Genomic DNA, 25,661 nt, shown 5'->3' with positions numbered 1-25,661 from the left:
GAAAACTCAAAAAAGTCGCTCTGGCGGCCTGCATGAGGAAAATGCTGAACATAATCAGAGCTATGCTCATAAAAAGAGAAAGGTTCAATCCACAATATCAACCATTGACATAAAAGACGGTATCTACCGGGACTGATAACCCATTCCAGAGTTTAGAGGTTGCGGTCCATCGTATCAAGATGTTGATCTACTGTCTCGGCAAACCTGAACAGTCGCGCCCTATAACCTTCTATTTGTTGGCGAGTGATGTTGGGGGTCCCGTCGCTGTGGAGAATGTTGTTGCGATATCCGGTCAACGCATTGACATCAGATGATACCACATAGGTGGGTTGACTGCTGACCTGAGCAAGGGTCTCCTGATCATCAGAAATCTTGCAGGTTTCAAACACATCGTCTACACCTATTCTCTGAAATAGTCTACGAACTTCTGCCTCTCCGTGCTTTCCATAAGAGAAGGAACTGTCGACTTTGATGTTTTTCAGGACGGAACCATCGTGCCAGAGCAGTGAGAGGTCTTTCATCACAGGAAAGACCTTTTCTCCCTTGCAATGCTTCAGAGCTGCAAGAAGCTCGTCGTTGAGCAATCGGCGAGTGGCATGAAGGCGAACCGGATCAGGTATTTGCTCACACTTCAATCCACGGGATGACAGTCTAAAACAGAATTCTTCCACAATATGCTCAAAGAACGCCTCCACCTTTGCCACCAACAGAAGGATAGCTCCCTTGTTGAAAGCGTCCTGAACATCCGGGTTCTTGCTATTGGATGCCGACTCGCGAATTAGAATGTCCACTTCGGTCAATGCCTTTGAAAATTCAAGGGTTGCGTCAAATGTAGGCATGGACTTAATCCTTGAGCTCACCTAGGGCCGCATGCCAAGTGTTGAGTCGCAATTCCAGTTTCTTTGTGTCCGAAGTACCGTAGATCAAAGCATCATTGAATCCTGATGCTTCCATGGGCAGGTTTCGATACAGAGCGGTGACTTCGGACTTCTTGTTACTCAGAAAGTTCGCGTCGTGGTTTGCAAACGCGACCATGATGGCATCCATCAGGGCTCGGTTCAAGCGGGTGTCAATCGTGCCGTCCTCGGGTTTAAAGCGTCGGAATGATGGCGGTGGAATGATTGCGACAACCTTGTCAATTGTGTCTCTGAAGGTGCTTGAGAAATGCCGGAGCGTATCGGCTTCGGCGTGTTGGTGTTTCAGCATGAATCTGTTTAGAAACGTTTTCATTTTGTTGGGATAAGCTGTAACCTTTCCTTCACTGGGGGAGTATGAGCTCTGCAGGGCAAGAAAGCGCAGTATTAGTTCGGTGTCATAGTAGCGTTTGTGCGGTTTCTCGATCCCAATAGCCTTCAAGAAAGGTGGGTACTCGCGAAGCTCCTTTAGCAGATTGCAGAATTCACCTCGATACATGCAGTTTCGAAGTTCCTGTTCATTCAACGATACTGCGCCCCTATTAAGTCGCTGGAAAATGTCATATTTAATTTCGGGATGCGATTCTGCTTTGATTACGATAACGCGAAGGATGCCGTTCTTTAGCAAGCGCCTAGCTTTGGGGTTGAGATTACTAAATTGGGTCTTATTCAAGTCGTCCAAGATCTCCAGGTTGCGGAGCTTGTACTCATTATCAAAATACCGGCGAAGAGAGTTGAGACGCTGGAGACCATCCACAATTACCCATTTGCCGTCGTCATCTTCTGCCACATAAATTACCGGAATCGGAACATTCAGAAGAACCGATTCGACCAAAAGCGACGCGCGCTTATTGTCCCATATGTAGTTTCGCTGATAGTCGGGATCTAGAACGAGATCCTGACTTCTAATCATGTCGACAAGATCACTCACGGCTTTGTCATAGGCCTGAGTTCTCAACTTTCGAACTTCCTTTGGTATCTCTTCACCATCCTGGATCGAATCGTCGGGAAGGTCTTCAAACTCCAATGTCTCGGGGTCTCGTTCTATATCTGACACGCCGACTTCCTTTCTGTCCCCAACTCAAGTTAGGCTGGTCTGCTTCAGAAGCAGGGTTCTCACTATCTTCTCTCTAAGAGTGTGTTCGGCTATTTTGTTTTTGTTCTCCCGCTTATTGACCGCTCCCCTGTGAGTCTGATCGCTGATGATTGGTCGTTGCTGATAAGCGATAAGGGAAGATAAGTAAACTGGGCCGTGATGTCAACTTTTTAGCCGTCAGGTCACAATTCCGCAGGCGGAATCAGGACGTGACGTAACTTGGAAGGAAATAGGTGTAGGGGCAGACGGGGGCACGCCATCGGCGCACGGGGATGCATCTGCCGCCCACAGAGCACATTGCTTGCCGCCCACAGGGCACATTGTCTAGCGCCGTAGCCCGCTGTTTTTTTTTGTTGCCAGAAATTCAACAAGATGCGTAGTTTTGTCGGAAATGGGAAACAAGGGGGCTGACGCGAAATGGATAAAAAGGCCACTAAAACTATCTTATTGGCGGTTGCCGTCGGGGCAGCATACGGGCTTTTATACCCATTCATAACCGACGCTGTCGGCCTTCAGGATACCGACCACATGACAACCGTTCTGCCGATATCGGTCGCGGTCGGCGCACTCTGCGGTTTGGTGGTTGGGTGGCTGTGGAACTACTTCCGGAGCCGCAAGACCACTCACGGCTGGTAGTGGCTCGGGGATATCATTTACATCTCAATTCAGTACGGGCAGATGAGGATCCCGCGAAGCGCGGGACCGCGCACAGTCTGCCACCCATGGGCAGATGAGGATCCCGCGAGGCGCGGGACCGCGCACAAAACTCGGTACGGGCAGATGAGGATATCTGCCGCGCACAAACAAAGTTTGAGTCTGCCACCCACCAGCCATCAGTGACCTCGGACGAGGAATCCGGCTTACCTCTTTACAATCAATCCGAAAAATAGTATATTCGAATCTCACAGGCTCTGCGATTCTGTTTATCGGTTGGATAACAATGCTTTATAGGGGATATTCTTGAAAAAGAAGATTCGGATCGGTAATGCCGGAGGATACTGGGGCGACGATCTATCGGCTTTGAAACGTCAGCTTACCGGCGGCCCGCTGGATTATATCACCATGGATTTTCTGGCGGAAATCACCATGTCGATTCTTCAGCGCCAGAGAAAACAGAATCCCGATTTGGGCTATGCGGTCGATTTTCTTGAGCAACTCGATGACTGCCTTCACCTGATAGTCTCCAAAAAAGTCAAAGTAATCGCCAGCGCCGGGGGCATTAACCCCATTGGCATGGGCCGCAAGATTATCGAAATGGCTCAGAAGAAAAAGCTGAATCTCAAGGTGGGGATAGTCTATGGTGATGACATCGTAAATCATTTGTATGAATTGACTGCGGCGGGGGAGAGATTTACGAACATGGAGACCGGGGAGGATTTTTTCAAGGTTCGCCCGAGGATAACATCGGCCAACATCTATCTCGGCGCGGAGCCGGTCGTGAAAGCGCTTGAAGCGGGGTGTCAGATAATAGTCACGGGTCGGGTGACAGATACGGGGCTTACGCTGGCGCCGATGATTCACGAGTTTGGCTGGGCGATGGATGACTGGGATAAGATGGCGGCCGGTATAATTGCCGGGCACGTTATCGAATGCGGCGCGCAGGCATCGGGCGGCAATATCACCGACTGGGACGAAATCAAGAGCTTCCACAACATTGGATACCCGATTATCGAAATGGAAAATTCGGGGGAATTTGTGGTGACCAAGCACAAAAGCACCGGCGGCTTGATTTCGGAGAAGACTATCAAGGAGCAACTGGTTTATGAGATGGGGGATCCATCGAACTATATCAGCCCCGATGGTGTAGCGCGGTTTGACACGATTCAGCTCAAAACTGAAGGCGTCAACCGGGTGCGAGTGTTCGGAATCAAGGGAAAGCCCGAGCCGGATCATTTGAAGGTGTCGATGTCGTTTGAGGACGGATGGAAATCGAACGGAGCGGTTTTGGTGTCAGGTCCTGAGACTGAGAAGAAAGCTAAGATTATCGCGGATATATTCTGGAAGAAGCTCAGGCACAAGTACGAGGCGACGCGGACGGATATGCTGGGGGCGGGGTCGATCTGGCCGGATGCGTTGAGGAAGTGTGAATCCAACGAGATACTTCTCAGGTTCGCGGTGCGCGATCGTGAACTGAAGAAAGTAAAAGACTTCGGCAAAGCCCTTTCGACGCTGATTTTGTCGGGTCCGGCCGGGATGGCTGTTACGACAGGTGGCAGGCCGAAACCATCGCTCGTAGTAGCCTATTGGCCGGCGCTGATGCATCGCAGCCGGGTCAAGGCGAAGGTTCTTGTAATAGACACGAAAGGGGACGAGGATTTCCACGAGATATCGTTTCCAATCAGGGTGCGTTCGATAATGCCGGAAAATGACGCCGATCACAAATCCGGGGTGAAGGCAAGGAAGTACACCGGCAAGAGCCAGAGAGTCAAACTTCAGGAGATAGCCTACGCGCGAAGCGGTGATAAGGGGGACACGTGTAACATAGGTGTCCTGGCGCGGTCACCGGAGATTTACGGCTGGCTGGTGGAGAACTTGACGGCGGCCGAGGTGAAGAGTTTCTTTAAGGGGATAACTTTCGGGAAGGTGAGTCGCTATGAGCTGGATAATCTCCATGGCTTGAATTTTCTTCTGGAGGAAACACTTGGCGGCGGGGGCACGAAGTCGCTTATGATAGACCCGCAGGGAAAAACACTGGCGCAGGCGCTTTTGCAGATGCAAGTGGATGTGCCGTCATCGATATTGAAAAATAAACCTTCAAAGAGATAAACGCATGTACCGAATTGAATCCAAGGTTGATACGAAATCAGCGACCTACAAAAACAACTACGAGAAAAACAAGGCGCAGCATCTGACGTTCAAAGAACGTCTTGAAAAGGTCAAACTGGGTGGTCCGGAGCGTTCACGGCAACGTCACACAGACCGCGGCAAGCTTCTTCCGCGCGACCGGCTGGCGAAACTTCTCGACCGCAATACTCCGTTTCTGGAACTGAGTCCTCTGGCGGCCTATGATATGTACGACAACGACGCCCCTGCGGCGGGGATTATTACCGGGGTTGGCGTGGTTCACGGCCGTGAGGTGATGGTTATAGTCAATGATGCGACGGTCAAGGGCGGAACGTACTTCCCGATGACCATTCTCAAGCACGCGCGGGCGCAGGAGATCGCCGAGACGAATCACCTTCCATGCATATCGCTGGTGGATTCGGGCGGGATATTCTTGCCGCTTCAGTCGGGGACATTTCCAGATAAGGATCATTTCGGACGGATTTTTTACAATATGGCGCGGATGTCGATGAAGGGGATACCGCAGATTTCGGCTGTTATGGGTTCGTGTACGGCGGGAGGGGCGTATTTACCGGCGATGTCGGACGAGACGATTATCGTTCGCAAGCAGGGAACGATTTTTATCGGCGGGCCGCCGCTGGTCAAAGCGGCCACCGGTGAGGTTGTTACGGCCGAGGAATTGGGCGGCGCCGATGTTCACTGCCGGACATCGGGAGTCAGCGACCATTACGCCCAGAACGATGAGCACGCGATCGCGATTACGCGCAATATTGTTGAGAATCTGAATCGCACGCCCTATACGGAGATAGACAGGTCGGAGCCGGAAGATCCTTATTATGATCCGGAGGAACTTTACGGGACGGTATCAAATGATATTCGCAAGGCTTTCGATATTCACGAGGTGATTGCGCGTATTGTTGACGGTTCGAGGTTCCATGAGTTCAAAGAGCTTTATGGCAGCACGCTGGTGTGCGGGTTTGCGCGGATAATGGGTTACCCGGTGGGTATCCTGGGCAACAACGGAGTGCTGTTCTCGGAATCATCGCTCAAGGGCGCGCACTTTATCGAGCTTTGTACGATTCGCAAGATTCCGCTGATATTCCTTCAGAACATATCCGGCTTTATTGTCGGCCGTCAGTACGAGGCCGGGGGTATTGCCCGCGATGGCGCTAAACTGGTTCATGCGGTGGCGAATGCCGATGTGCCGAAGTTCACGGTGGTGGTTGGTGGTTCTTATGGAGCCGGCAACTATGCCATGTGCGGGCGCGGCTATTTCCCTCGTCTGATGTGGATGTGGCCAAATGCGAAAATTTGCGTCATGGGTGGTGAGCAGGCAGCCGATGTTCTTGCCCAGGTCAAGATCGAGCAGCTTCAGAAGGAAGGCAAGAAGCTTACCGCAAAAGAAATTAAGGCTATCAGACAACCGATTATTGACAAGTACGAAGGTGAATCGACGCCGTATTATTCGGGTGCGCGTCTGTGGGATGACGGTATTATCGGTATGACCGAGACTCGCCAGATGCTGGCGCTTGGGATATCGATGTCGCTGAACGCGGCGATACCGGATCAGAAATATGGCGTGTTTAGAATGTAAGTTCGGCCGTACTGAGAGAGGTCTATGAGTTATACGACAATAAATTACGAGAAGCGGGATCGAGTCGGGCTTGTTACTTTCAACCGGCCTGAGATCCACAACGCGTTTAATTCGACGCTTATTCGCGAGATGCTTCGGCTTTTCGACGAGATCGGCAAGGATGATAAGCTCCGGCTGGTGGTCATTACCGGCGAGGGGAAATCGTTCTGCGCCGGCGCGGACTTGAATTGGATGCGTTCGGTGATTACGCAGTCGTTCGAGGAGAACCTGGCGGAGTCGAATGAACTGGCAGATCTGTTCTACAAGATATACGCTTTCAAGCGTCCGGTAATAGGCAAGATAAACGGCGCCGCCATAGGTGGCGGGACCGGTTTCGTGGCGGTGTGTGATATCGCCATCGCGGCGCGCTCGGCGAAGTTCTCTTTTTCGGAAGTGAAAATCGGGGTGGTGCCGGCGTGTATCGGGCCGTACGTCATTAAGAAGATGGGGGAGGGAAAGGCGCGCGAACTGTTTATTACCGGTGAAAGAATGAACGCTGAGAGGGCGTTTGAAGTCGGGCTGGTAAATAAGGTGGTCGATGATGATCAGCTTGACGCGGAGGTCGACGCTCTTGTCAAATTCGTGTTGTCATCGGGGCCGGAAGCGGTGGCTATGGCCAAGAAGCTGGTCAGTGAGGTTCCGGGAATGATGCCTGATAAGTTCAAGCCTTATACGGCGGAGATGATAGCGCGCCTTCGCGTGTCCGACGAGGGGCAGGAAGGTATGGACGCGTTTCTCAATAAGCGGCCGCCAAAGTGGGCAAAGGAGTAACGGGAATACATCTATGAAGCAAGCGAACGAAAAACTGTTTAAGAAGATACTTGTGGCCAACCGTGGCGAGATCGCGATCAGGGTGATTAATGCCTGCCGTACGCTGGGGATACCGTCGGTAGCGGTTTACTCGGATGCCGATGTGAAGGCGAGGCATCGGATGATGGCCGATGAGTCGGTGTATATCGGTCCGCCGCCGCCGCGTGAGTCATATCTCGATATCGGAAAGATCGTGCAGGCGGCAAAAGAAGTGGGGGCCGACGCAATTCATCCCGGGTACGGATTTCTTGCGGAAAACCCGCTGTTTGCCGAGAGGTGTGAGAAAGAGGGGATAGTGTTTATCGGGCCGACAGCTGACGCTATCCGGCTTCTGGGCAACAAGGTTGAGTCGCGGGTTAAGATGGCTGATGCCGGCGTGCCGCTGATACCGGGCATGAAAACATCGGCGTCTGATATAAAAGTGTACGAGAAAGCGGCATCCGAGGCGGGCTACCCGGTGATGATTAAGGCGGCGGCCGGTGGCGGCGGAAAGGGTATGAGAGTTGTAGCGTCGCCGAAAGAACTTCCCGACGCCCTTGAGGCGGCTCGCCGGGAGGCGAAAAACGCCTTTGACGATGATACGGTTTATCTGGAGAAGTACATCGTTAATCCGCGCCATGTGGAATTTCAGGTGCTGGCGGATCACCACGGCAACACCGTTCATGTTTTCGAGAGAGAGTGTTCGATTCAAAGGCGCCATCAGAAGATTGTCGAAGAGACGCCATCGGTAGCGCTCAATGATGAACTTCGTGCCCGTATGGGTGCGGATGCGGTCAGGGTAGCTCAGGCGGCAGGTTACAGAAACGCCGGTACGGTGGAATTTCTGTTGGATGCCACCGGGCATTATTATTTTCTGGAGATGAACACGCGCATCCAGGTGGAGCATCCGGTGACGGAGCTTGTTACGGGAACGGACCTTGTGCTGGAGCAGATCAGGATCGCGGCCGGTAAACCACTCAGCGAGCAATTTAAGGCATTGACGCAAAGAGGACACGCTATCGAGTGTCGTATTTACGCTGAGGACGGGGAGAACGGGTTTATGCCTTCGACAGGCACAGTTCTTCTGTACAGTGAGCCAACCGGGCCGGGTATTCGAGTGGATTCGGGCATCAGGCAGGGCAGTGAGATTACTATTGATTACGATCCCATCATGGCCAAGCTGATAGTGCATGCCCCGGACAGAAATACGGCTATCAAGAAGATGGTCGATGCTTTGAATAACTATAAGATTCTTGGTGTGAAGACATCGAAAAAGTTCATGATCGATGTGCTGGAGCATCCTGAGTTCATAGCCGGCAACACCTACACTGATTTCATTGAGAAGCACATGAAGGAGCGTTCGATGGATAGTGACCTGTTCAAGGCGTTGGCGGTTGGCGCCGCTACGGCGGCGACAGTGAATTCATCGAAAGCAAGCGGCAAAGGAGGATTCAGGGGAGTCCAGAAGGCGCCCACGCCGTGGCAGACTCTTGGCAGCCTGCAGATAGGAGATTCGATCCATGAATAGCCATGAGTTTCTGCTGGACGGGGAGAAGGTTACCGCTTCGTTCGAGAAAAAAGGTGATACGATAAGAATTGTCACGGGTGAGCGGGAGTTCGAGTTTTTGCCGGCCGGCAATAACCTGTACACGGTTACGGTTAACGGGCACACTTTTCACGCGGCCGCGATCTTTCACAAAGGGGTCTGCTATATCGACGTGGATTCGGTGCTGGCGGAGATTCATGAATCATCGGAAGACGGTTTCGCCGGAAGCGGCGGAGCCGGCCACGCGGGCGAAAAGGATAAGATTTTCGCGCCGATGCCGGGTAAGATTGTCAAGGTGATGGTCAAGGTTGGCGATGAGGTGGAGGAGAAGCAGCCGATGGTTATCGTGGAGGCGATGAAGATGGAAAACCAGGTCAACAGCAAGGCGAAGGGGACGGTGAAGGCTGTCAATTTCGCGGCGGGCGACCAGGTTGATACTGAGACGCCAATAATAGAGCTGGACCTGATTGAATAGTCATTATTGACGATAGGCCATAATAAAAAAAGCCGGAGTAGTCGCTCCGGCCTTTTTTTTGATCATTTGACATCGTCAGATTTTTAATCCAAGCGAGACCGGGACAAGCGACAGATCGCCGCCGTCCTGTTTGATATTCAGATACCTGGCCTGAACGAATACGTTGAATATTTTCAGCATCTTAAATTCTATCCCGCCGCCGATGTTGAGGTAGAGGTCGGTCTGGCTGTCATAGTCCTGTATGGCTATCTCGAAGGCCGTTTCTAAGTCGCTTTCGGATTGGCGGGCAAGGCCGAGTCCGGCGAAGATAAAGGGTCTTATCGGGGCCGTGGGGACGTTGGTGCCAAGACGGGCATCGACTCCGAACATAAGGATGCGCCGGGTTCCGCCGCTGAGGTCGGTGATTTCGGTGCGGAATTCATCGAAATCTTTTGCGAACGATTGATACTCGATTTTCCCGACGAACTGGATCAGCGGAATCATGTGGAAGCCGATACCGCCGAAAAGATGGTAGCCTTCTTTATGCTGGGTTTTGAAAATGTCCGGTGAAGATCCGAAAGTAATGCCGCCTCCGGCGTAGAGGTCGAACGGTTTTGGCGTTTGCGCGACCGAGACGGACGTTGTCAAGGTCAGAACAACGAGAGTGAAAAGCGCTTTTTTCATATTGCCTCCATTTGCTTACAATTTAAGGGTGAGGTCAAGAAAGTCCAGCGGGTCAGCCGGTGTCAAATAAAAATCTTTCGCGGACGTTTCTAAAATCGGAAGCCGAAGGTGAGGGAAATCGTCTAAATAAAAAGGCCGGAGTCATCTCCGGCCTGTAATTGGTCGATTCGGTATTTTAAAAGAATTTCAGTCCGATTGTCATGGGCACGAAGCTCATGCGCTCGCCATCGGTGGCGACGCTTACGTAGCGGGCCTCGGCAAAGAGACCGAACGCCGGGATGGCTTTGAGCTCGATGCCGCCACCGATATCGAAGTAAACTTTGCTCGCCGAAGCTTCGGTGATGCCGGCATTGAGCACCGCGGCGGTCAGGGTGGTGCTCGGATCGGTGCTCTCGAATTCCTGCCATGAGATTTTAGCTATACCGCTGCCTGCCTTGACATATGGTTTGAGCGGTATGGCGGGCAGATTGAGGGTGTAGCGGCCGTCGATGCCGTACATCCACACTTTCGTATCACCGCCATCGACGCCGAAAAAGTCGGCCAAATCGAAAAAGAAGGTGTGGTGTTCGATCTTGCCGGACAGCATGAGGTTTTTGGATAGTTTATAGCCGACACCGGCCATACCGTGATAACCCATCTGCCAGCCGGCATTGAAATTTCCGGAGCTGGGGACGCTCAGGGCGCCGCCGATATAGACACTGATTGGCGATGGTACCTGGGCCGATGCGCCCACGGCAAACAGCAGGGTGACTGCACAGATAAGAACTGTCTTTTTCATTTTACTACTCCCGTAAGTTGTTAATGGCATTTACTTTTAAGGTCGGCTGTTTGGAGCGGTGACTTTACCCATCGATAATGGGGAATAGCGGCTGACAAAGTGAAATAAAAAGCCCCGCCGATTCTTTTGACAGGCGGGGCAGCGACTTTCGCGAGTTGGCAGGTCAAATAGATGAATGATGTGAATCCGGCGCCTATCTGAAGCGTGGTACCATCAATGGACTCAGGAGCGCCTTCGAAGTCATAGCTGTCAACCCAGAAATTGATACCGGCGTTGAGACCTACGGCGCTTGACAGCATGTACAAGATGCCAGCGTGACCGCCGAATTGCATGATGTCGGTAGTTGAGTCCCAATCACCGGCGTCGAACTTCGATTTACCATAGGTAAAGAAGCCAGATATAAATGGGTAGACAGCTCCCTTAACTTCGGCCCTTTCCTTGTTGGTGTTGAAGTAGTAACCGATAGTCGGTCCGATGGCGAAGTCTGTCAATGAGGCATCGCCCTGAGACTGTCTGCTGAAGACCAGGTTTCCGCCTATCATCAGGCCGGGTGAAACGAAGTATCCCACGGTAGGCATAAACGTGATAGTGGTGAAGGCATCGCCACCTTCTTCCCAGAGATCGCCGCTTTGCGACATGAAGAAGGCGTTGCCGGCCAACATCAGGCTGCCTTTATCAACCGGATTGTCTGCGGCCGCAATGGTGCCCGCGAAAAAAATTAGGACCGCCAAGGTCAGTGTGACTTTCATTGTTCCTCCCTTGATTTTGGGTATTTCGGTCGGCCAGAGTGTTTTGTTTAAGAAAATGTCGGGGCGCAAGAGGCGGCAACATAAAAATAAATTACACCGTTCGTCCTATTTGTGAATCGATTCACTTGCGCTGGTCACGGGTTTTTCGTATATACATACCATATCATATCTTAAAAAAACCAAACTTGGAGGAATAATCCAAAATGGCACAGAATAGAGACGCCTATATTGTGTCGGCATGTCGCAGTGCGATAGGCTTATTGCACAGCGGGTTGGCTGCTTTCACGGCACCGCAACTTGGTGCGTTTGCCATAAAAGAGGCAGTAAAACGCTGCGGAGTTAATCCGGCGGATATTGAGGAAGTCATCATGGGTCAGGTGGTGCAGGGGGGCAGCAATCAGGCCCCTGCTCGCCAGGCGGCGATTCACGGTGGGGTTCCGGCTGAAGCGGCTGCCATGACGATCAACAAGGTTTGTGGCTCAGGGCTCAAGGCGGTTATGCTTGCCGCTCAGTCGATTAAGGCGGGTGACCAGGATGTAATCGTGGCCGGCGGCATGGAGTCGATGTCACACACGCCGATGGCTCTGCACGGGGCCAAAATGGGGTTCAAGTTCGGCCATCAGAAACTGGTGGATCTGATGATTACTGACGGTTTATGGGACAGTTTCAACAATTTCCATATGGGCAGCGCCGCCGAGCTGACGCGCAAGAAGGCCAATATCACAAGAGAAATGCAGGACGAGTTTGCTTTCAATTCGCACAAGAAGGCGGTAGCGGCGCAGGAGGCGGGGAAATTCAAAGAGGAGATTTTCCCGGTTGAAATACCCCAGCGCAAGGGTGATCCGGTCATTTTCGACAAGGACGAGGGACCGCGTCCGACTATTTCGCTGGACGGACTCGCCAAGCTGAAGCCGGCGTTCGAGAAGGATGGTACGGTGACAGCGGGTAACGCTCCGGGGTTGAATGATGGCAGCGCGGCGACCGTGGTCGTGTCGGGCGATTATCTGCAGAAGCACGGGCTCAAGCCGCTGGCGAAGGTTATCAACTACGCGGTGGCCGGTACGCCGCCGGCGGACCTGTTCTTCTCGCCGATTTACGCGGTCCGGAAGCTGATGAAGAAGATGAATGTTGATATCAATCATTGGGATTTGATAGAAGCCAATGAGGCTTTCGCGGCGCAGGCGCTTGCGGACGGTTTGGAGTTGAAGTGGGACTGGGATCGTGTGAATGTGAATGGGGGCGCGGTGGCGCTGGGGCATCCCATCGGAGCATCGGGCACCCGTGTTCTGGTGACGCTGATTTATGCGTTGAAAGACCGCGGTCTCAAGACTGGAATGGCTACATTGTGTCTGGGCGGCGGCAACGCCGTGGCGATGGCCATTGAATTGTGTTAACTGGTTATCAGTCCGGGAGTATACAGATTATGACAGTACAGGATATTAAACAGGTAACTGTGATTGGCAGCGGGACGATGGGCAATGGTATTGCCCAGGTTTTCGCACTGCATGGGTATACGGTTAACCTGGTCGATGTTAAGCAGGACTATCTTGACAGGGCGGTACAGAATATTTCCAAGAGTATCGATCGCTTTATCAAGAAGGAGAAGGTGACCGAGGAGCAGAAGGTGCAGGCGATGGCTCTGATCAAGACCACCACCGACCTTCACGCGGCCAAGAGCTCGCAACTGGTGATCGAAGCGGTCAATGAAGATCTCAATCTCAAGCTTGACATTTTCCGCAAATTAGAGGAAATTTGTGCCGTAGATACGATTTTCGCCTCGAATACGTCATCGTTGCCGATCACGAAGCTGGCTTCGGCCACACGTCGTGCTGATAAGTTTATCGGCATGCATTTCATGAATCCGGTGCCGATGATGAAGCTGGTGGAATTGATTCGCGGTATAGCGACTTCGGATGCGACCACGGGTCTGGCCAAGCAGTTGTCCGAGAAGCTTGGCAAGACGCCGGTTGAGGTCAATGATTATCCGGGTTTTATCGCCAATCGTATTTTGATGCCGATGATCAATGAGGCGATTTTTGCGCTCATGGAGGGCGTGGCTACGGTGGAAGCGATCGACGAGGTGATGAAGCTGGGGGCTTCGCATCCGATGGGACCGCTGTGGCTGGCCGACTTTATCGGTCTGGATGTTTGCCAGGCGATTTTGGAAGTGATGCACGATGGACTGGGCGATCCCAAATATCGTCCGTGCCCGCTTCTGAAAAAGATGGTGCAGGCCGGTTATCTCGGGCGTAAGACAGGACGCGGCTTTTACGCATACAACCAATAAAGGAGAGGCCTATGGATTTTCACCTGTCCGAAGAGGAACTGGAACTGAAGCAGATGGCGCGGGATTTCGCCGAGAAGCGTTTGTATCCGCGGGCGATGGAATTCGATGAAGAAGGTATAACCCCAGAAGAGCTCATCAAGGAGTGCGCGGAACTCGGCTATTTCGGGTTCACGGTTCCCGAGGAGTATGGTGGTCTTGGGCTGAGCGCTACCGCGTTTATGGGCGTGCTCGAAGAGTTGTGCGCGGCATGCGCCGGGTTCGGCATCATGCTGTCGGTGCACAATTCTCTCACCTGCGAAATTATCAAGCTGTTCGGTTCGGATGAACTGAAGCAGAAGTATCTTCCGGCGATGGCCGCCGGGGAGAAGATCGGCGCTTATTGTGTAACCGAGCCGAATGCCGGGACCGATGTGGCGTCGCTATCGACCACGGCGGTGGACAAGGGCGATCATTATCTTGTGAATGGAACCAAGACTTTCGTGACCAATGCCGGGTTCGCCAGCGTGCTGATAGTCTTCGCCAAAACTGATCCATCGGCCGGTCATCGCGGCATAAGCTGTTTCATCGTCGATAAGGACAGCGAGGGTATCATGCTTGGCGCTCCGGAGAAGAAGTGCGGCATAAAAGCATCCGATACCCGCGAAATCAGTTTCAGTGATGTGAAAGTGCCGAAAGAGAATCTTTGCGGTGAGCTCGGTAAAGGGTTCCGTCAGGCGGTCACAATTCTCAATTCGGGCCGTATCGGTGTCTCGTTCCAGGCTATCGGTATAGCGCAGGCGGCTTTTAACGAAGCGTTGAAGTACTCCAAAGAGCGCAAGCAGTTCGGACAGGAGATATGCAATTTTCAGGCCATTCAGTTCAAGCTGGCCGATATGGCCATGCGTATCGATGCCGCGAGACTTCTGGGTTACCGGGCCGCGCAGTTGAAAGACGCCGGGGAGGCATGTCATCGCGAGGCCTCGATGTCAAAATTGTTCGCCACTCAGACGGCCAATTTCGTATGTAACGAGGCGGTGCAGATTCACGGCGGTTACGGATATATCAAGGAGTATCCCGTTGAGCGGTATTTCCGCGATGCTCGCGTCACCGAGTTGTACGAGGGTACCTCGGAAGCGCAGCGTATGGTAATCTCCAAGGACTTACTGAAGGAGTAAGTTTTGCTTGAGAAAAAACATCACGAATACAGAGAGAAGATAAGAGCCTTTGCCTTAAAGCAGATAGAGCCGCTGGCGCAGACACTCGATGAGGAGCAGCGGTTTCCCCATGAGCATATCGGGCCGATGGCGCAGATGGGTCTGTTCAGTGCGCTGGTTCCCGAGAAATACGGCGGGATGCCGGTTGACACGATTTCGTATTCGATAGCGGTTGAGGAACTCTCGCGGGTGTGCGGTTCGACCGGAATTATGGTCGCGGCTCACAATTCGCTGGGGACGTTTCCGATACTTTATTTCGGCACGGAGGAGCAACGTCAGAGGTATCTTCCGCGGGCGGCCAAAGGCGAACTTATAGCTTTTGGACTGAGTGAGCCGGACGCGGGTTCGGATGCCGGCGGTACGCGAACCATGGCGCGCCGCAATGGTGATCACTGGGTTGTCAATGGCAGCAAGTGCTGGATTACATCGGCGACGGTGGCTTTTGCGACAATCGCCGTGGCGAGGACTTCGGATAACCCCGAAGACAAGCAGATCACATCCTTTATTTTCGAGAAAGACTGGAAAGGCTACGATGTCGGCAAGAAGGAGAACAAGTTGGGGCTGCGCGGCAGTGATACGGCTTTTCTCCATTTTGATGACATGAAAGTGCCAAATGATAATCTTCTCGGAAACGAGGGTGAGGGGTTCAAGCAGATGTTGATTACTCTTGACGGCGGGCGTATTTCTATCGGCGCCATGGCTCTCGGGTTGGCCCAGGGGGCGCTTGACTGCGCGTTGAAGTACTCGGCGGATCGTAAGCAGTTCGGCAAGCCGATCGCTTACAATCAGGCTATTCAGCATAAACTCGCCGATATGGCTATGGAGGTCGAGGCGGCCCGGCTGTTGATTTATGATTGTGCCCGGCGCAAGGATTCGGGGGAGAAGTTTACGAAGTACTCGGCAATCTGCAAGCTTTACGCCTCTGAGGTGGGGCGTCGCACGGCCGAGCGCGCTCTGGATATTCTCGGTGGTATCGGTTACCTGACCGGTCCTCATCCGGCGGAACGTATCTGGCGCGACGTGAAACTGTGCGAGATTGGCGAAGGTACATCTGAAATTCAGCGTCTTGTGATTGCAAGGGAGATGCTTAAAGAGCTTAAATAGATTCCTTTTCGGATAGGCTTAACAGTTCCATAAGCTATATCCTCAGCGGGGACAGATTGATCACCTGTCCCCGTCGCTTTTTGGGGTGCGACAGGCGAGTGATTTCGAGCTTGCCTTTGAAAACGGCTGCTTCTAAATTCGGGGATTGACACGTAGATTACTAAAAGGAGAACCACATGAAAGTACGGACCGCGACAGTTTACAGTTTCATACGGCCATCGAGTCTCTTGGCCGAACTTCCGCTCTTACTGGCATTCAACGCACTTTTGGTGTTGACCTCTTATATGGCGATAAATCTGCCGTTTTCACCGGTGCCGATTACGGGTCAGACGTTTGGTGTGCTTTTGATTGGAATGGCTCTGGGGCGAGTGCGAGGGACCGCGGTCGTGATGGCCTATCTGGTTGAGGGAGCGATGGGTCTGCCGGTCTTTGCCGGGGGCACCGCCGGATTTGTCAAATTCGTTGGTCCGACCGGTGGATATCTTCTTGGCTTCCCTGTTGCGGCCTTTGTAGTGGGGTACCTGGCCGACAGGGGCTGGGACCGTAGTTATCTGCGTTCGGTGGGAGCGATGACGGCTGGCACGGTGGTGATTTTCGTGTGTGGTCTGGCGTGGTTATCCCGGCTGGTTCCATCAGGGGCGGTACTGGAAATGGGGTTGTACCCGTTTGTGCCGGGGGCGGTTGTGAAGCTCGCTCTGGCATCGGTTATTTTGCCATCGGTGTGGAAATTCACGGGCCGAAAGAGCTAATCGCTATTCAGGGCTGATTTCCAGTCAAGAGTTGGTAAGGGGAGGATTTGCCGGATATTCTGCTTTTAGAGGACTCTCCGGGGCTTTTTTGTTATTTTCGTTGAATTCCAGGCTCGTTTCGGTTATCATGTTGTTACTGAAATCGCACAATATCTCATAACTGACAGGAGGTTAAAGCCACAATGACTCCCGTTGAATATATCTGGATGAATGGAAAGCTGGTTAAATGGGATGACGCCAAAATTCACGTCTTATCGCATGTGGTGCATTATGGTACTTCGGTTTTCGAGGGTATGCGCTGCTACAAGACTCCGAAAGGCCCGGCCTGTTTCAGGCTGAATGATCATACTCAAAGACTTCGCGATTCCGCCAAGATTTACCGGATGCGGATACCGTATACGGACGAGGAGATAAACGAGGCTATCCTTAATTTGATTGGCGCCAATAAGCTTGGGGCCTGTTATGTTCGGCCGGTGGTTTACCGCGGTTACAAAGTGCTCGGGGTGGATCCGACACCGTGTCCCGTCGAATTCGCGATAGGCACCTGGGCGTGGGGCAAGTACCTGGGTGAAGACGCGATGGAGAACGGCGTTTCGGTCTGTTTCTCGTCGTGGAATCGAATTGCCCCGAACACTATGCCGGCTATGGCCAAAGCGGGCGGCAATTATCTCAACAGCGGACTTATCAAGATGGAGGCGGCATCGCACGGGTATGTCGAAGGTATCGCCCTCGATGTCAACGGCAATGTCTCCGAAGGTTCCGCGGAGAATATTTTCCTCGTTCGCAAGGGAGCGTTGATTACGCCCACCTTCGCGGCATCGATTCTTCCCGGTATCACCCGCAGTTCGGTGATTCGTTTGGCGGAAGAAATGGGAATCAAGGTTATCGAGCAGAATGTGCCGCGTGAAGCGGTGTACCTGTCGGATGAGGTGTTCTTCACCGGTTCAGCGGCCGAGATTACACCTATTTCGAAAGTGGATAATATACAGATCGGTTCAGGCAAACGCGGTCCTATCACCGAAGCGCTGCAGAAAGCGTTTTTTGACATTATTGAGGGACGCGCGAAAGACAGGTTCGGCTGGTTGACTTACGTTCCTGAATACAAGGGAGTGGCGGTATCGTGAGGATAGCAATAGGATGTGATCATGCCGGGTTCGAGTGGAAAGAGAAGGTCAAGGCGATTCTGACGAAGATGGGTCACGAGGTTGTTGATTTTGGGACCAATTCGAAGGAGTCGGTTGACTATCCGGATTTCGGCCTGAAGGTGGCGCATGCTGTGGCGGATGGCGAGGTTGATTACGGCATGACGGTGTGCTGGACCGGCAACGGTATGAACATGGCCGCCAACAAGGTCAAGGGTATCCGCGCCGGACTGGCTGTGAACCCGGAGATGGCGCATTTGACGCGTCTTCACAACAACGCCAACGTCTTGACTCTTTCTCAAAAGTATACGCCTGAGGCGGACCTTGAGGAGATCGTGAAGCAGTTCGTGACGACGGATTTTGAGGGGGGCCGGCACCTGCGGCGGCTGGAGAAAATCATGGACTTGGAGAAAGAGTAATATTTTCAGAAAAGCGACTACCCCTATCGTGCTTGACGCGGTGGGGGTTTTTTTGTAGCTTCCGTGAAACTTTAGTGTTACACACCCGGTAGTCAGGGTATATGTCGCAAATTCATATCTATATTGACTCTCATATTCGAGGAAAAGCATGAAAAGACTTATCCGGCAAGGGGCAGCTATCGTCGTGGCGGTATTGCTGCTGTTTTCTGTCGCTGTCGCGCAGGGGGAGTTTGACGTTCTCACCGAGGGACAGCAGATAGCGTCGTTTGAGGTGGCAAATTTGTGGGTGAACGAAGATGGCGTCGCGATCGGCGCGCAGTTTCGTCACATTCCCAGCGGAAGTGTGCTGGATGTTCTGCGGATACAGTCGGTGCCGCAGGGATTTTTCTGGATAAACAGTGCGCCGCCATCGGACAAAGGCGAACCCCACGCCATGGAACACATGGTGTTGGGCAAGGGGACGAAGGCTCTGTATGTGTCGGCACTGGAAGATATGACGCTGAGCAACAGCACCGCCGGCACGGGGCAAATAACCACCGGTTATCACTTCAATACGATAGCGGGGAAAGAAGTGTTTTTCCAGATTCTGGAGGCGAAGCTCGATGGATTGCTCAATCCGACTTTTACGGATGAGGACCTTCGCCGTGAAATCTGCAATATCGGTTATAGTGTGAATCCTTCGGATGGGTCTATCGCGCTTGAAGAAAAGGGGTCGGTATATACCGAGATGGTTAGCGGTTTCGAAGGGACGAGTGAGAATTTGTATATGAAGCTCGGTGAGATGCTTTACGGCGAGAATCACCCGCTCTCCAACTCATCGGGCGGTTATCCGCCGGCAATGCGTGAGGCTACCGCCGAGGATATGCGGAGCTTCCACGAGAATTGTTACCGGTTGAACAATATGGGGACGATAATTTCGATTCCCGATGAGATTGGGCTGGAGGAGTTTCTATCCCGGACGAGTGAGATATTCGCGCGGGTGGAGCCTGATGCCGAGCCAGGCGAAGACCCCGCGAGTCTTCAGCAGCGGTTTCCCAAGCCGGACATGGCGCCGGTGGGGTCAATCGCGATAACCGATTTTCCGCATCAAAACGAGAGCGAGCCGGGGCTGCTCATGCTGGCATGGCCGCCGCTGCGGGAATTCACTCTCGATGACGCCCTGCTTTTGGATTTGTTTGTCGGTAACCTTGCCAGCGGTGACGCGTCGAATCTGTACAAGAGATTCATCGACTCACAGACGCGCCTTTTGGATCTTGGCTCCAGCGGCGTGTTCGGCTGGGTTTCCAGCGACCAGGGGATGCCAATCTATATTGGACTGGATGATACCAGACGTGAGGCCGCTACCGAGAAGATGATTGATTCCGTCAGGTCGATCGTTCTGGCAGAGATCGAGGCAATTGCGAATTACGCGGATGGTTCCGATGAGCTCAGGGAGTTCAACGCGAGAGCGGCGAGTGATGTGATGAGCATGCGCCGACAGCTTCGCGAGAACCTCAATTCGCCGCCGCGATTCGGGTTTCGCAACGCCGGGTGGTGGTGGGATGGCCACCTTCACAGTCTGTACCGGGTCGATGGCTTCCGCAAGCAGTTGACGCTGACCGACAATCTGGCTCTGGCCGAGAGACTGCTTTCATCGGGCAAGAATTTCTGGAAGGAATATATCGACAAGTGGCAGTTGCTTACGACCATCCCCTACGGGGTCGCGGCGAAAGCCAACCCGGAAATGATTCCGCAGATGGAGGCGGAGAGACAGCAGAGGATAGAGGCCTTTATTGAGAAGCTCAAAGACGATTATGGCGTTGAGGATCGCAAGGAAGCGATCGATCGGTTCGTGGCGGAGTATGACGCGAAGACCGCCGAAATTGACAGCGCCTCGGCGACTGTCGAGATGCCTCGCTTTATTGATGACCCGCCGATGACGCTGGACGGGCTGCTTCAGTATCGAGTGGAAAAGCTTCCTGGTGGAGGCGAGAATGTCGTTTCCACGTTCAACAATATCACCAGCGCCGAGGTTGGGCTGGCCTTTGATATGACCGTGGTGCCGGAGGCGGAGCTTGTCTATGTATCGGCTCTGCCGACCATGCTTACGGAAGTGGGCTTTATCATAGATGGTCAGCCGGTATCATATGACAAGGCCTCCGAATTGATGCGCAAAGAGATTCTGAGTCTGGACGCATCGTTCGATGTCAACTACGCCACGGAGAGGGTGGAGCTTGCCGTGAGGGCCTCGGGGAGCGTGCTGGAAGAATCGGAGAAGGGTCTCAAGTGGATCGAGACAGTTCTTTACAATCCGGACTGGCGGCCGGAGAATCTGCCGAGGATACGCGACGCTATCGATATCGCTTTGACCAATGCCCGCAACGGGATGAAGGGATGGGAAGAGTTCTGGGTTCAAGTTCCTATCAACACCTACTGGAGACAGTCTAACCCGCTGCTTTTGTCATCGAAGAGTTTTCTTACCAAGCAGCACTCGCTGCTCAAGTTGAAGTGGATGCTCAGAGAGGCCGAGGACGAGGAAAGCGCGGTGCAGTTCGCTCAATTTATGAAGGATATGTCGGGCTTTGGACTCGGAAGTGATCGGGATGGTATGAAGGCAATCGCCACTTGTATTGTCACGGGAGAAGTTCCTTCGGCAGCCTCAGAGGAATTCAGCGCCGTGGTCGATGTCTACGAGAGTCTTTCTGAATCGAACAAGGAGTTCGCTAAAGAGGCGGCCGACGACCTTCTGCAGTGTCTCGGTACCATACCGGATGGCAGTTTGAAGGACGACTGGAAGTATCTCTGCGAGATGATTCCTTCGACGTTGGCATTCGTGAGTCCGTCGGACGTTCTTCAAGGCTTCAGGCAAGTGATGGCAACCATATTGAGGCAGGACAACGTGCGGGGGTATATGGTTGGCAGCGAGAAGAGTCAGGCCGCGTTGTTGCCGCTGCAGGGGCAGTTGGTCGGCAGGTTTAGCCGTGAGCCCTCGGTTAAGCAGGTTTACTCCAGCAATCCGGTAGTCCACGAGCGGCTTCGCCGGCGGATGACCGGCACGGAGCAGCCGCTTTTTGTGGGCTTGATAAATGAGAGTACCCGCAACGGGTTGATCAACTATTCAGCGCCGGCGGTCAATTATTTTAATGCTGATCAGGAGGGACTGCTCGATTTGTTGTCGGTGCGTCTTTATTCGGGAGGCGGCCCGCATTCGCTCTTTATGAAAACATGGGCGGCAGGATTGGCCTACTCGAATGGCATCCGTAGCAGTGAGACTACCGGAGAGATTGGTTATTATGCGGAGCGTTGCCCGAGTCTGGTTCAGACGGTTCAGTTTGTCGTTGATGAGTTGCGCAACGCCGGTTACGATAAGTCTCTTTCGGAGTACGCTATTGCGCTAACGTTCGGCGCCGGGCGGGCGGCCGACAGGTATGAAGTACGCGGTCGGCGCATGGCGGCAGATCTGGCAGATGGAATTACGCCGGAGGCGGTAAGCTCGTTCAGGCAGGGCATACTTGACCTGCGCCAGGACGCGGGGCTCTATGACAAACTGGCGTCGCGTCTTGAGGCAGTAACGGGGAGGATACTTCCCGGTTGGGGGCCGAAGCTATCCGAGGTTCAAGATGCAAGTTGTCTGCTGATCGGTCCGGAATCCCAATTTGAGGCTTTTGAGGAATATTTGAAGGCTGTGGAAGGGGAAGATGTGGTTCTGTATCGCATATATCCTCGCGATTTTTGGCTAGTGAACTGATCCACAGGTCATAACTCATTGAAGAGCGGCGCTTTTGCGCCGCTCTTTTTTGTGCGAAACCAGCGGCCGGAACAATCCGTATAGAACTACTGAAAGTGCAATCATACGGTTTAGGGTGAAAACAGTAGCAGGTTAATAGTCCGAGAGTCAGGAGGAAACAAGCATGAAAAATCTCAACGCCTCTAAGCGGGCCGGAGTAATCGTTCTGGTAATGTTGATTGGCGTGGCTGCCGGGGCTCACGCGCGCGGGTTAACCAGGACCTTCGATGCCAAAGAGATGGTCAAGATCAATACGATTAGTGGTGATTGTATTATCCGCAAGGGAGAACCCGGCAAAATCATCGTGGAAGTCGACGCCCACTACACCCCGTATGACTCGTTTGAGCCGAAGATTCGTGAACGCGCGAATTCCATTGTTATCGATGAGAAGTTTTACGGTTCATCCAGCGGCGACTCTGACTGGATCATCACGGTTCCCGATGGTACCCGAATACGGTTTTCATCGGCATCCGGGGATTTCGAGGCTCATGACCTCAAGGGGGATTTCACTGTCAGCGTAGCCTCGGGAGAAATTCTGCTTACCAACTGCGAAGGGGAGTTTGACCTGTCGTCAGCATCGGGTGACGTAGTGCTGGAGGACTGCAGGGGAGATTTCAGCGCATCATCGGCGTCAGGCCGTGTCGAGGGAGAGGGAGTCACCTTGACACAAAGCAGCAGTTTTTCGGCAGCATCGGGGGATGTTGATTTGCGCCTTGCGGCCAGCCCGGACTGGGGCCTGGCGGTATCGTCGGCATCAGGCAAGGCCCTTTTGAACTTTGGCGGAAACCCGATCAAGGGGTACTTCGAGTTCGTGGCCAAAGAGGGCAAGGGGCGGATAATCTCGCCGATCGATTTTGACGGTGAGGAGGTCTTCCGCAGGCACGGTGACAGGTATATCGCCAAGGCCTTTACGCGCGGTGAGGATAAACCTGAGATACTTATCGAGACGGCGTCGGGGAAGGCTGAATTAAGGGAAAAGTAATCGTTAGTTGTTAGATGTGGAGTGATTAGAATGGCGGAGCCGGTATGGCTTCGCCTTTTCCTTTTGTACGGCAAAGGCTTGAACTGTCCAATAAATCCCCCAATGGACGTTGACCGGCAGGGTTAAATTGTTTACATTCCGTGAATATCTATAAAAACAATTGGAGTCAGAATATGTCATATCTTAAACAAGTCGACCCGGAAATATACGAAGCGATAACCAACGAAACTAACCGTCAGCAGACCAAGCTGGAGCTTATTGCTTCTGAAAACTTTGTCTCCGAGGCTGTTATGGAGGCGGCTGGCGGGGTGATGACCAATAAGTACGCGGAAGGGTATCCGGGTAAACGGTATTATGGGGGCTGTGAGTTTGTGGATGTGGCGGAGGATCTCGCTCGCGAGCGGTTGAAAGCGCTCTTCAGCTGCGAGCATGCCAATGTGCAGCCGCACTCGGGTTCTCAGGCCAATATGGCGGTTTATTTCACGGTACTCAAGCCGGGCGACAAAGTCATGGGGCTTGATTTGTCTCACGGTGGACACCTGACTCATGGTCACCCGATTAATTTCTCCGGCTTTCTTTATGACTTTGAGGGCTACCAGGTTGATAAAGAGACCGAGACGGTTGATTACGATAAGCTGATCGAGCGGGCAAAGGAAATCAAGCCCAAGATGATCGTGGCGGGAGCATCGGCATATCCGCGTTTCTGGGATTTTGAGAAGATTCGCGCGGCGTGTGATGCCTGCGGGGCATACATGATGGTCGATATCGCTCATATAGCGGGATTGGTAGCCGCCGGGCTGCATCCATCGCCAATTCCATACGCTGATTTCGTGACATCGACCACTCACAAAACGCTTCGCGGGCCACGTGGCGGGGTGGTTATGTGTAAAGAGCAGTATGCTGCCGACCTCGACCGGATGGTTATGCCGGGGATTCAGGGCGGTCCGCTTATGCACATCATAGCCGCCAAAGCCGTTGCCTTCAAAGAAGCGGCTACGGATGAATTTAAAGCTTATCAGAAGCGCATCGTTGAAAATGCCGCCACGCTGGCTCAGGCGCTGAAAGACAAGGGTTACAGACTGGTTGCCGGCGGCACCGACACACATCTGATGCTGGTGTCGTTTATTGACGTTCCCAAGCTGACCGGCAAGAAGGTTGAGAACGCTCTGGATAAGGCCGGTATTACGGTGAATAAGAACACGGTGCCGTTCGATCCGGAGAAGCCGTTTGTAACATCGGGGATCAGAATCGGTACGCCGGCGGTGACGACTCGCGGAATGGGAGTCGCAGAGATGAAGCAGATCGCTGACTTTATTGATCGCGGCATTCAGAACCGTCGCGACGATGACGCCCTGGCCGGAATCGCGAAAGAAGTAGCGGCTTTCTGCGAGAAATTCCCGCTGTACAGGGAAAGATAGGAGAATATTCCGATGTTGTTTCAGCTGTCGATGTTTCCGACGAGCAGGCGGTCATCATCGGTTTCTAAAGAAGTAGCGAAAGTAATCGATATAATAGACAAGTCCGGCCTTCCGTACAAACTGACAGCTATGAGCACCATCATCGAGGGAGAGTGGGAACCGGTGATGAAGGTGATAAACAAGGCCCGCCTGGCGCTTCGCCGACGCGGGCATGACCGCATCTATATCATCATCAACATCGATGACCGCAAGGGAGCGAAGAATCGTCTGGCCGGCAAGGTAGAGTCGATTGAAAAACGTTTGCGCAGGGAGATAAAGAAATAATGGAACATGTACGCGTAGCCATGGTGACCATACCGAGGGATGAGGCGACGGCGTTGGCCAAGGGACTCGTTGAGGAGAGGCTGGCCGCCTGTGTCAATATTGTCCCGAAAATGGAGTCGATATTCTGGTGGGAAGATAAGATTCAGCACGATGAAGAGGCGCTGCTGATCATCAAAACCACCCAGCTCAAGGTTGAGTCGATGATCGGGTACGTTCAGGCGAATCATCCTTATGACGTTCCCGAAATAATCACCATGAGTCTTGCCGAGGGGCTTCCGGATTATCTCAACTGGGTCATCGATGAGATGGCCAAGGAGCCGAAGTAGTCCGGATACATCGGTGGCTGAATAGATGAAATGCCCTGCCTGTGGACATGAGGAAGATAAGGTGGTCGACAGCCGTCCATCGCAGGACGGCCGCGCTATCCGCCGCCGCCGCGAGTGTCTTCAGTGTCACGAACGGTATACGACCTACGAGTATATCGAACAGGGTACATTGACGGTCAACAAGTCCGATGGCCGGCGGGAACCGTACGATCGATATAAACTTCTTTACGGAATCAAGTTGGCCTGTAACAAGCGCCCCGTGACCTCCAAAGAGATCGAGACGATGGTTGACGATCTTGAAAATCAAATCAAAGGCAAGTTCAAAACCGAGGTTAACAGCAGCGAGATCGGCGAGATGGTGATGAATAAGCTTCGCCAGACCGACGAAATCGCCTATGTGCGGTTTGCTTCGGTGTACCGCAAATTCAAGGACAAGGCCGAGTTTCTCGAGGAGATGAAGAAGCTTCTTGAGTAGACGAGCCCGACGGCGCGGCTGAAAAGGTTTGACAACGAAACTTCATTTG

The 25,661-nt window shown here is 52.9% G+C and carries 25 protein-coding genes; 20 read left to right on the top strand and 5 right to left on the bottom strand.

Translation table 11 applies throughout. From position 1 onward, the window contains the following. On the top strand, positions 1-113 hold a 113-nt coding region (locus tag AB1483_11505), incomplete at its 5' end, for an IS110 family transposase (GenBank protein MEW6413076.1). A gap of 39 nt (positions 114-152) precedes the next feature. On the opposite strand, the gene AB1483_11500 is transcribed toward AB1483_11505, so the two are convergent. Both AB1483_11500 and AB1483_11495 read right to left on the bottom strand, forming a co-directional pair. Beyond that, the gene (locus AB1483_11500; GenBank protein ID MEW6413075.1) at positions 153-839 is read right to left on the bottom strand and encodes a HEPN domain-containing protein; all 687 of its coding nucleotides are present in this window, start codon (positions 837-839) and stop codon (positions 153-155) included. A gap of 4 nt (positions 840-843) precedes the next feature. Continuing rightward, on the bottom strand, positions 844-1,971 hold the full coding sequence (locus AB1483_11495) for a DUF262 domain-containing protein (protein MEW6413074.1): 1,128 nt from the start codon (positions 1,969-1,971) through the stop codon (positions 844-846). 456 nt (positions 1,972-2,427) lie between these two features. Here AB1483_11495 and AB1483_11490 point away from each other — a divergent pair, with 456 nt between their 5' ends. From AB1483_11490 to AB1483_11465, 6 genes are all read left to right on the top strand, one after another. Continuing rightward, positions 2,428-2,646 carry a hypothetical protein gene (locus AB1483_11490; protein MEW6413073.1) on the top strand — a complete coding sequence of 73 codons (219 nt, stop codon included), beginning with the start codon at positions 2,428-2,430 and terminating at the stop codon, positions 2,644-2,646. 324 nt (positions 2,647-2,970) lie between these two features. After that, on the top strand, positions 2,971-4,776 hold the full coding sequence (locus tag AB1483_11485) for an acyclic terpene utilization AtuA family protein (GenBank protein MEW6413072.1): 1,806 nt from the start codon (positions 2,971-2,973) through the stop codon (positions 4,774-4,776). A gap of 4 nt (positions 4,777-4,780) precedes the next feature. Continuing rightward, entirely contained in the window at positions 4,781-6,388 is a 1,608-nt protein-coding gene (locus AB1483_11480) for a carboxyl transferase domain-containing protein (protein MEW6413071.1), read from the top strand. A gap of 24 nt (positions 6,389-6,412) precedes the next feature. Next, entirely contained in the window at positions 6,413-7,198 is a 786-nt protein-coding gene (locus AB1483_11475; protein MEW6413070.1) for an enoyl-CoA hydratase-related protein, read from the top strand. 13 nt (positions 7,199-7,211) lie between these two features. Then, positions 7,212-8,744 carry an acetyl-CoA carboxylase biotin carboxylase subunit gene (locus tag AB1483_11470; protein MEW6413069.1) on the top strand — a complete coding sequence of 511 codons (1,533 nt, stop codon included), beginning with the start codon at positions 7,212-7,214 and terminating at the stop codon, positions 8,742-8,744. Further along, positions 8,737-9,237 carry a biotin/lipoyl-containing protein gene (locus AB1483_11465; protein MEW6413068.1) on the top strand — a complete coding sequence of 167 codons (501 nt, stop codon included), beginning with the start codon at positions 8,737-8,739 and terminating at the stop codon, positions 9,235-9,237. The genes AB1483_11470 and AB1483_11465 overlap by 8 nt, the downstream gene beginning before the upstream one ends. Before the next feature lie 75 nt (positions 9,238-9,312). On the opposite strand, the gene AB1483_11460 is transcribed toward AB1483_11465, so the two are convergent. The 3 genes from AB1483_11460 to AB1483_11450 form a co-directional block, all read right to left on the bottom strand. Continuing rightward, positions 9,313-9,900: an outer membrane beta-barrel protein gene (locus AB1483_11460; GenBank protein MEW6413067.1), complete on the bottom strand. Its 588-nt coding sequence runs from the start codon at positions 9,898-9,900 to the stop codon at positions 9,313-9,315. A gap of 175 nt (positions 9,901-10,075) precedes the next feature. Then, a complete protein-coding gene (locus AB1483_11455; protein ID MEW6413066.1) occupies positions 10,076-10,678 on the bottom strand; it encodes an outer membrane beta-barrel protein in 603 nt (200 codons plus the stop codon). Positions 10,679-10,698: 20 nt separating this feature from the next. After that, on the bottom strand, positions 10,699-11,427 hold the full coding sequence (locus tag AB1483_11450) for a hypothetical protein (protein ID MEW6413065.1): 729 nt from the start codon (positions 11,425-11,427) through the stop codon (positions 10,699-10,701). A 203-nt stretch (positions 11,428-11,630) separates the two neighbouring features. Here AB1483_11450 and AB1483_11445 point away from each other — a divergent pair, with 203 nt between their 5' ends. The 13 genes from AB1483_11445 to nrdR all read left to right on the top strand — a co-directional run bounded on the left by AB1483_11445 (position 11,631) and on the right by nrdR (position 25,612). Further along, positions 11,631-12,821, top strand: a complete 1,191-nt coding sequence (locus AB1483_11445; GenBank protein ID MEW6413064.1) for an acetyl-CoA C-acetyltransferase — start codon at positions 11,631-11,633, stop codon at positions 12,819-12,821. 29 nt (positions 12,822-12,850) lie between these two features. Continuing rightward, positions 12,851-13,714 (top strand): 3-hydroxybutyryl-CoA dehydrogenase, encoded by an 864-nt coding sequence (locus tag AB1483_11440; GenBank protein ID MEW6413063.1) that lies wholly within the window; start codon positions 12,851-12,853, stop codon positions 13,712-13,714. An 11-nt stretch (positions 13,715-13,725) separates the two neighbouring features. Beyond that, positions 13,726-14,868 carry an acyl-CoA dehydrogenase family protein gene (locus AB1483_11435; protein MEW6413062.1) on the top strand — a complete coding sequence of 381 codons (1,143 nt, stop codon included), beginning with the start codon at positions 13,726-13,728 and terminating at the stop codon, positions 14,866-14,868. Between the two features lie 3 nt (positions 14,869-14,871). Continuing rightward, the gene (locus AB1483_11430; protein ID MEW6413061.1) at positions 14,872-16,011 is read left to right on the top strand and encodes an acyl-CoA dehydrogenase family protein; all 1,140 of its coding nucleotides are present in this window, start codon (positions 14,872-14,874) and stop codon (positions 16,009-16,011) included. A gap of 176 nt (positions 16,012-16,187) precedes the next feature. After that, the gene (locus AB1483_11425; protein ID MEW6413060.1) at positions 16,188-16,760 is read left to right on the top strand and encodes a biotin transporter BioY; all 573 of its coding nucleotides are present in this window, start codon (positions 16,188-16,190) and stop codon (positions 16,758-16,760) included. Positions 16,761-16,942: 182 nt separating this feature from the next. Continuing rightward, a complete protein-coding gene (locus AB1483_11420; protein MEW6413059.1) occupies positions 16,943-17,884 on the top strand; it encodes a branched-chain amino acid transaminase in 942 nt (313 codons plus the stop codon). Beyond that, the gene (rpiB, locus tag AB1483_11415) at positions 17,881-18,321 is read left to right on the top strand and encodes a ribose 5-phosphate isomerase B (protein MEW6413058.1); all 441 of its coding nucleotides are present in this window, start codon (positions 17,881-17,883) and stop codon (positions 18,319-18,321) included. The genes AB1483_11420 and rpiB overlap by 4 nt, the downstream gene beginning before the upstream one ends. A 148-nt stretch (positions 18,322-18,469) precedes the next feature. Continuing rightward, a complete protein-coding gene (locus AB1483_11410) occupies positions 18,470-22,048 on the top strand; it encodes a hypothetical protein (protein ID MEW6413057.1) in 3,579 nt (1,192 codons plus the stop codon). Positions 22,049-22,211: 163 nt separating this feature from the next. Further along, positions 22,212-23,069 carry a DUF4097 family beta strand repeat-containing protein gene (locus AB1483_11405; GenBank protein ID MEW6413056.1) on the top strand — a complete coding sequence of 286 codons (858 nt, stop codon included), beginning with the start codon at positions 22,212-22,214 and terminating at the stop codon, positions 23,067-23,069. Between the two features lie 173 nt (positions 23,070-23,242). Next, the gene (gene glyA, locus AB1483_11400; GenBank protein ID MEW6413055.1) at positions 23,243-24,487 is read left to right on the top strand and encodes a serine hydroxymethyltransferase; all 1,245 of its coding nucleotides are present in this window, start codon (positions 23,243-23,245) and stop codon (positions 24,485-24,487) included. Positions 24,488-24,499: 12 nt separating this feature from the next. Then, on the top strand, positions 24,500-24,811 hold the full coding sequence (locus AB1483_11395) for an MTH1187 family thiamine-binding protein (protein MEW6413054.1): 312 nt from the start codon (positions 24,500-24,502) through the stop codon (positions 24,809-24,811). Continuing rightward, on the top strand, positions 24,811-25,137 hold the full coding sequence (gene cutA / locus AB1483_11390; protein MEW6413053.1) for a divalent-cation tolerance protein CutA: 327 nt from the start codon (positions 24,811-24,813) through the stop codon (positions 25,135-25,137). The genes AB1483_11395 and cutA overlap by 1 nt, the downstream gene beginning before the upstream one ends. Before the next feature lie 25 nt (positions 25,138-25,162). After that, positions 25,163-25,612 carry a transcriptional regulator NrdR gene (gene nrdR / locus AB1483_11385; GenBank protein ID MEW6413052.1) on the top strand — a complete coding sequence of 150 codons (450 nt, stop codon included), beginning with the start codon at positions 25,163-25,165 and terminating at the stop codon, positions 25,610-25,612. The last annotated feature ends 49 nt before the right edge of the window (positions 25,613-25,661 follow it).

The sequence above is a fragment of the Candidatus Zixiibacteriota bacterium genome (assembly GCA_040756055.1).
Taxonomy (GTDB): domain Bacteria; phylum Zixibacteria; class MSB-5A5; order GN15; family FEB-12.
Note: the sequence above shows the minus strand (reverse complement) of the source record. Positions and strands in the feature narration are given on the sequence as shown.

Excerpts from the sequence above, each read along its gene's own strand:
- AB1483_11480 (MEW6413071.1), top strand. The coding sequence starts at position 4,781 with ATGTACCGAATTGAATCCAAGGTTGATACGAAATCAGCGACCTACAAA.
- AB1483_11465 (MEW6413068.1), top strand. The coding sequence starts at position 8,737 with ATGAATAGCCATGAGTTTCTGCTGGACGGGGAGAAGGTTACCGCTTCG.
- glyA (MEW6413055.1), top strand. The coding sequence starts at position 23,243 with ATGTCATATCTTAAACAAGTCGACCCGGAAATATACGAAGCGATAACC.
- AB1483_11395 (MEW6413054.1), top strand. The coding sequence starts at position 24,500 with ATGTTGTTTCAGCTGTCGATGTTTCCGACGAGCAGGCGGTCATCATCG.
- AB1483_11405 (MEW6413056.1), top strand. The coding sequence starts at position 22,212 with ATGAAAAATCTCAACGCCTCTAAGCGGGCCGGAGTAATCGTTCTGGTA.
- AB1483_11425 (MEW6413060.1), top strand. The coding sequence starts at position 16,188 with ATGAAAGTACGGACCGCGACAGTTTACAGTTTCATACGGCCATCGAGT.
- AB1483_11450 (MEW6413065.1), bottom strand. The coding sequence starts at position 11,427 with ATGAAAGTCACACTGACCTTGGCGGTCCTAATTTTTTTCGCGGGCACC.
- AB1483_11445 (MEW6413064.1), top strand. The coding sequence starts at position 11,631 with ATGGCACAGAATAGAGACGCCTATATTGTGTCGGCATGTCGCAGTGCG.
- AB1483_11440 (MEW6413063.1), top strand. The coding sequence starts at position 12,851 with ATGACAGTACAGGATATTAAACAGGTAACTGTGATTGGCAGCGGGACG.
- AB1483_11420 (MEW6413059.1), top strand. The coding sequence starts at position 16,943 with ATGACTCCCGTTGAATATATCTGGATGAATGGAAAGCTGGTTAAATGG.
- nrdR (MEW6413052.1), top strand. The coding sequence starts at position 25,163 with ATGAAATGCCCTGCCTGTGGACATGAGGAAGATAAGGTGGTCGACAGC.
- AB1483_11410 (MEW6413057.1), top strand. The coding sequence starts at position 18,470 with ATGAAAAGACTTATCCGGCAAGGGGCAGCTATCGTCGTGGCGGTATTG.
- AB1483_11435 (MEW6413062.1), top strand. The coding sequence starts at position 13,726 with ATGGATTTTCACCTGTCCGAAGAGGAACTGGAACTGAAGCAGATGGCG.
- AB1483_11490 (MEW6413073.1), top strand. The coding sequence starts at position 2,428 with ATGGATAAAAAGGCCACTAAAACTATCTTATTGGCGGTTGCCGTCGGG.
- AB1483_11455 (MEW6413066.1), bottom strand. The coding sequence starts at position 10,678 with ATGAAAAAGACAGTTCTTATCTGTGCAGTCACCCTGCTGTTTGCCGTG.
- AB1483_11470 (MEW6413069.1), top strand. The coding sequence starts at position 7,212 with ATGAAGCAAGCGAACGAAAAACTGTTTAAGAAGATACTTGTGGCCAAC.
- AB1483_11475 (MEW6413070.1), top strand. The coding sequence starts at position 6,413 with ATGAGTTATACGACAATAAATTACGAGAAGCGGGATCGAGTCGGGCTT.
- AB1483_11460 (MEW6413067.1), bottom strand. The coding sequence starts at position 9,900 with ATGAAAAAAGCGCTTTTCACTCTCGTTGTTCTGACCTTGACAACGTCC.
- AB1483_11500 (MEW6413075.1), bottom strand. The coding sequence starts at position 839 with ATGCCTACATTTGACGCAACCCTTGAATTTTCAAAGGCATTGACCGAA.
- cutA (MEW6413053.1), top strand. The coding sequence starts at position 24,811 with ATGGAACATGTACGCGTAGCCATGGTGACCATACCGAGGGATGAGGCG.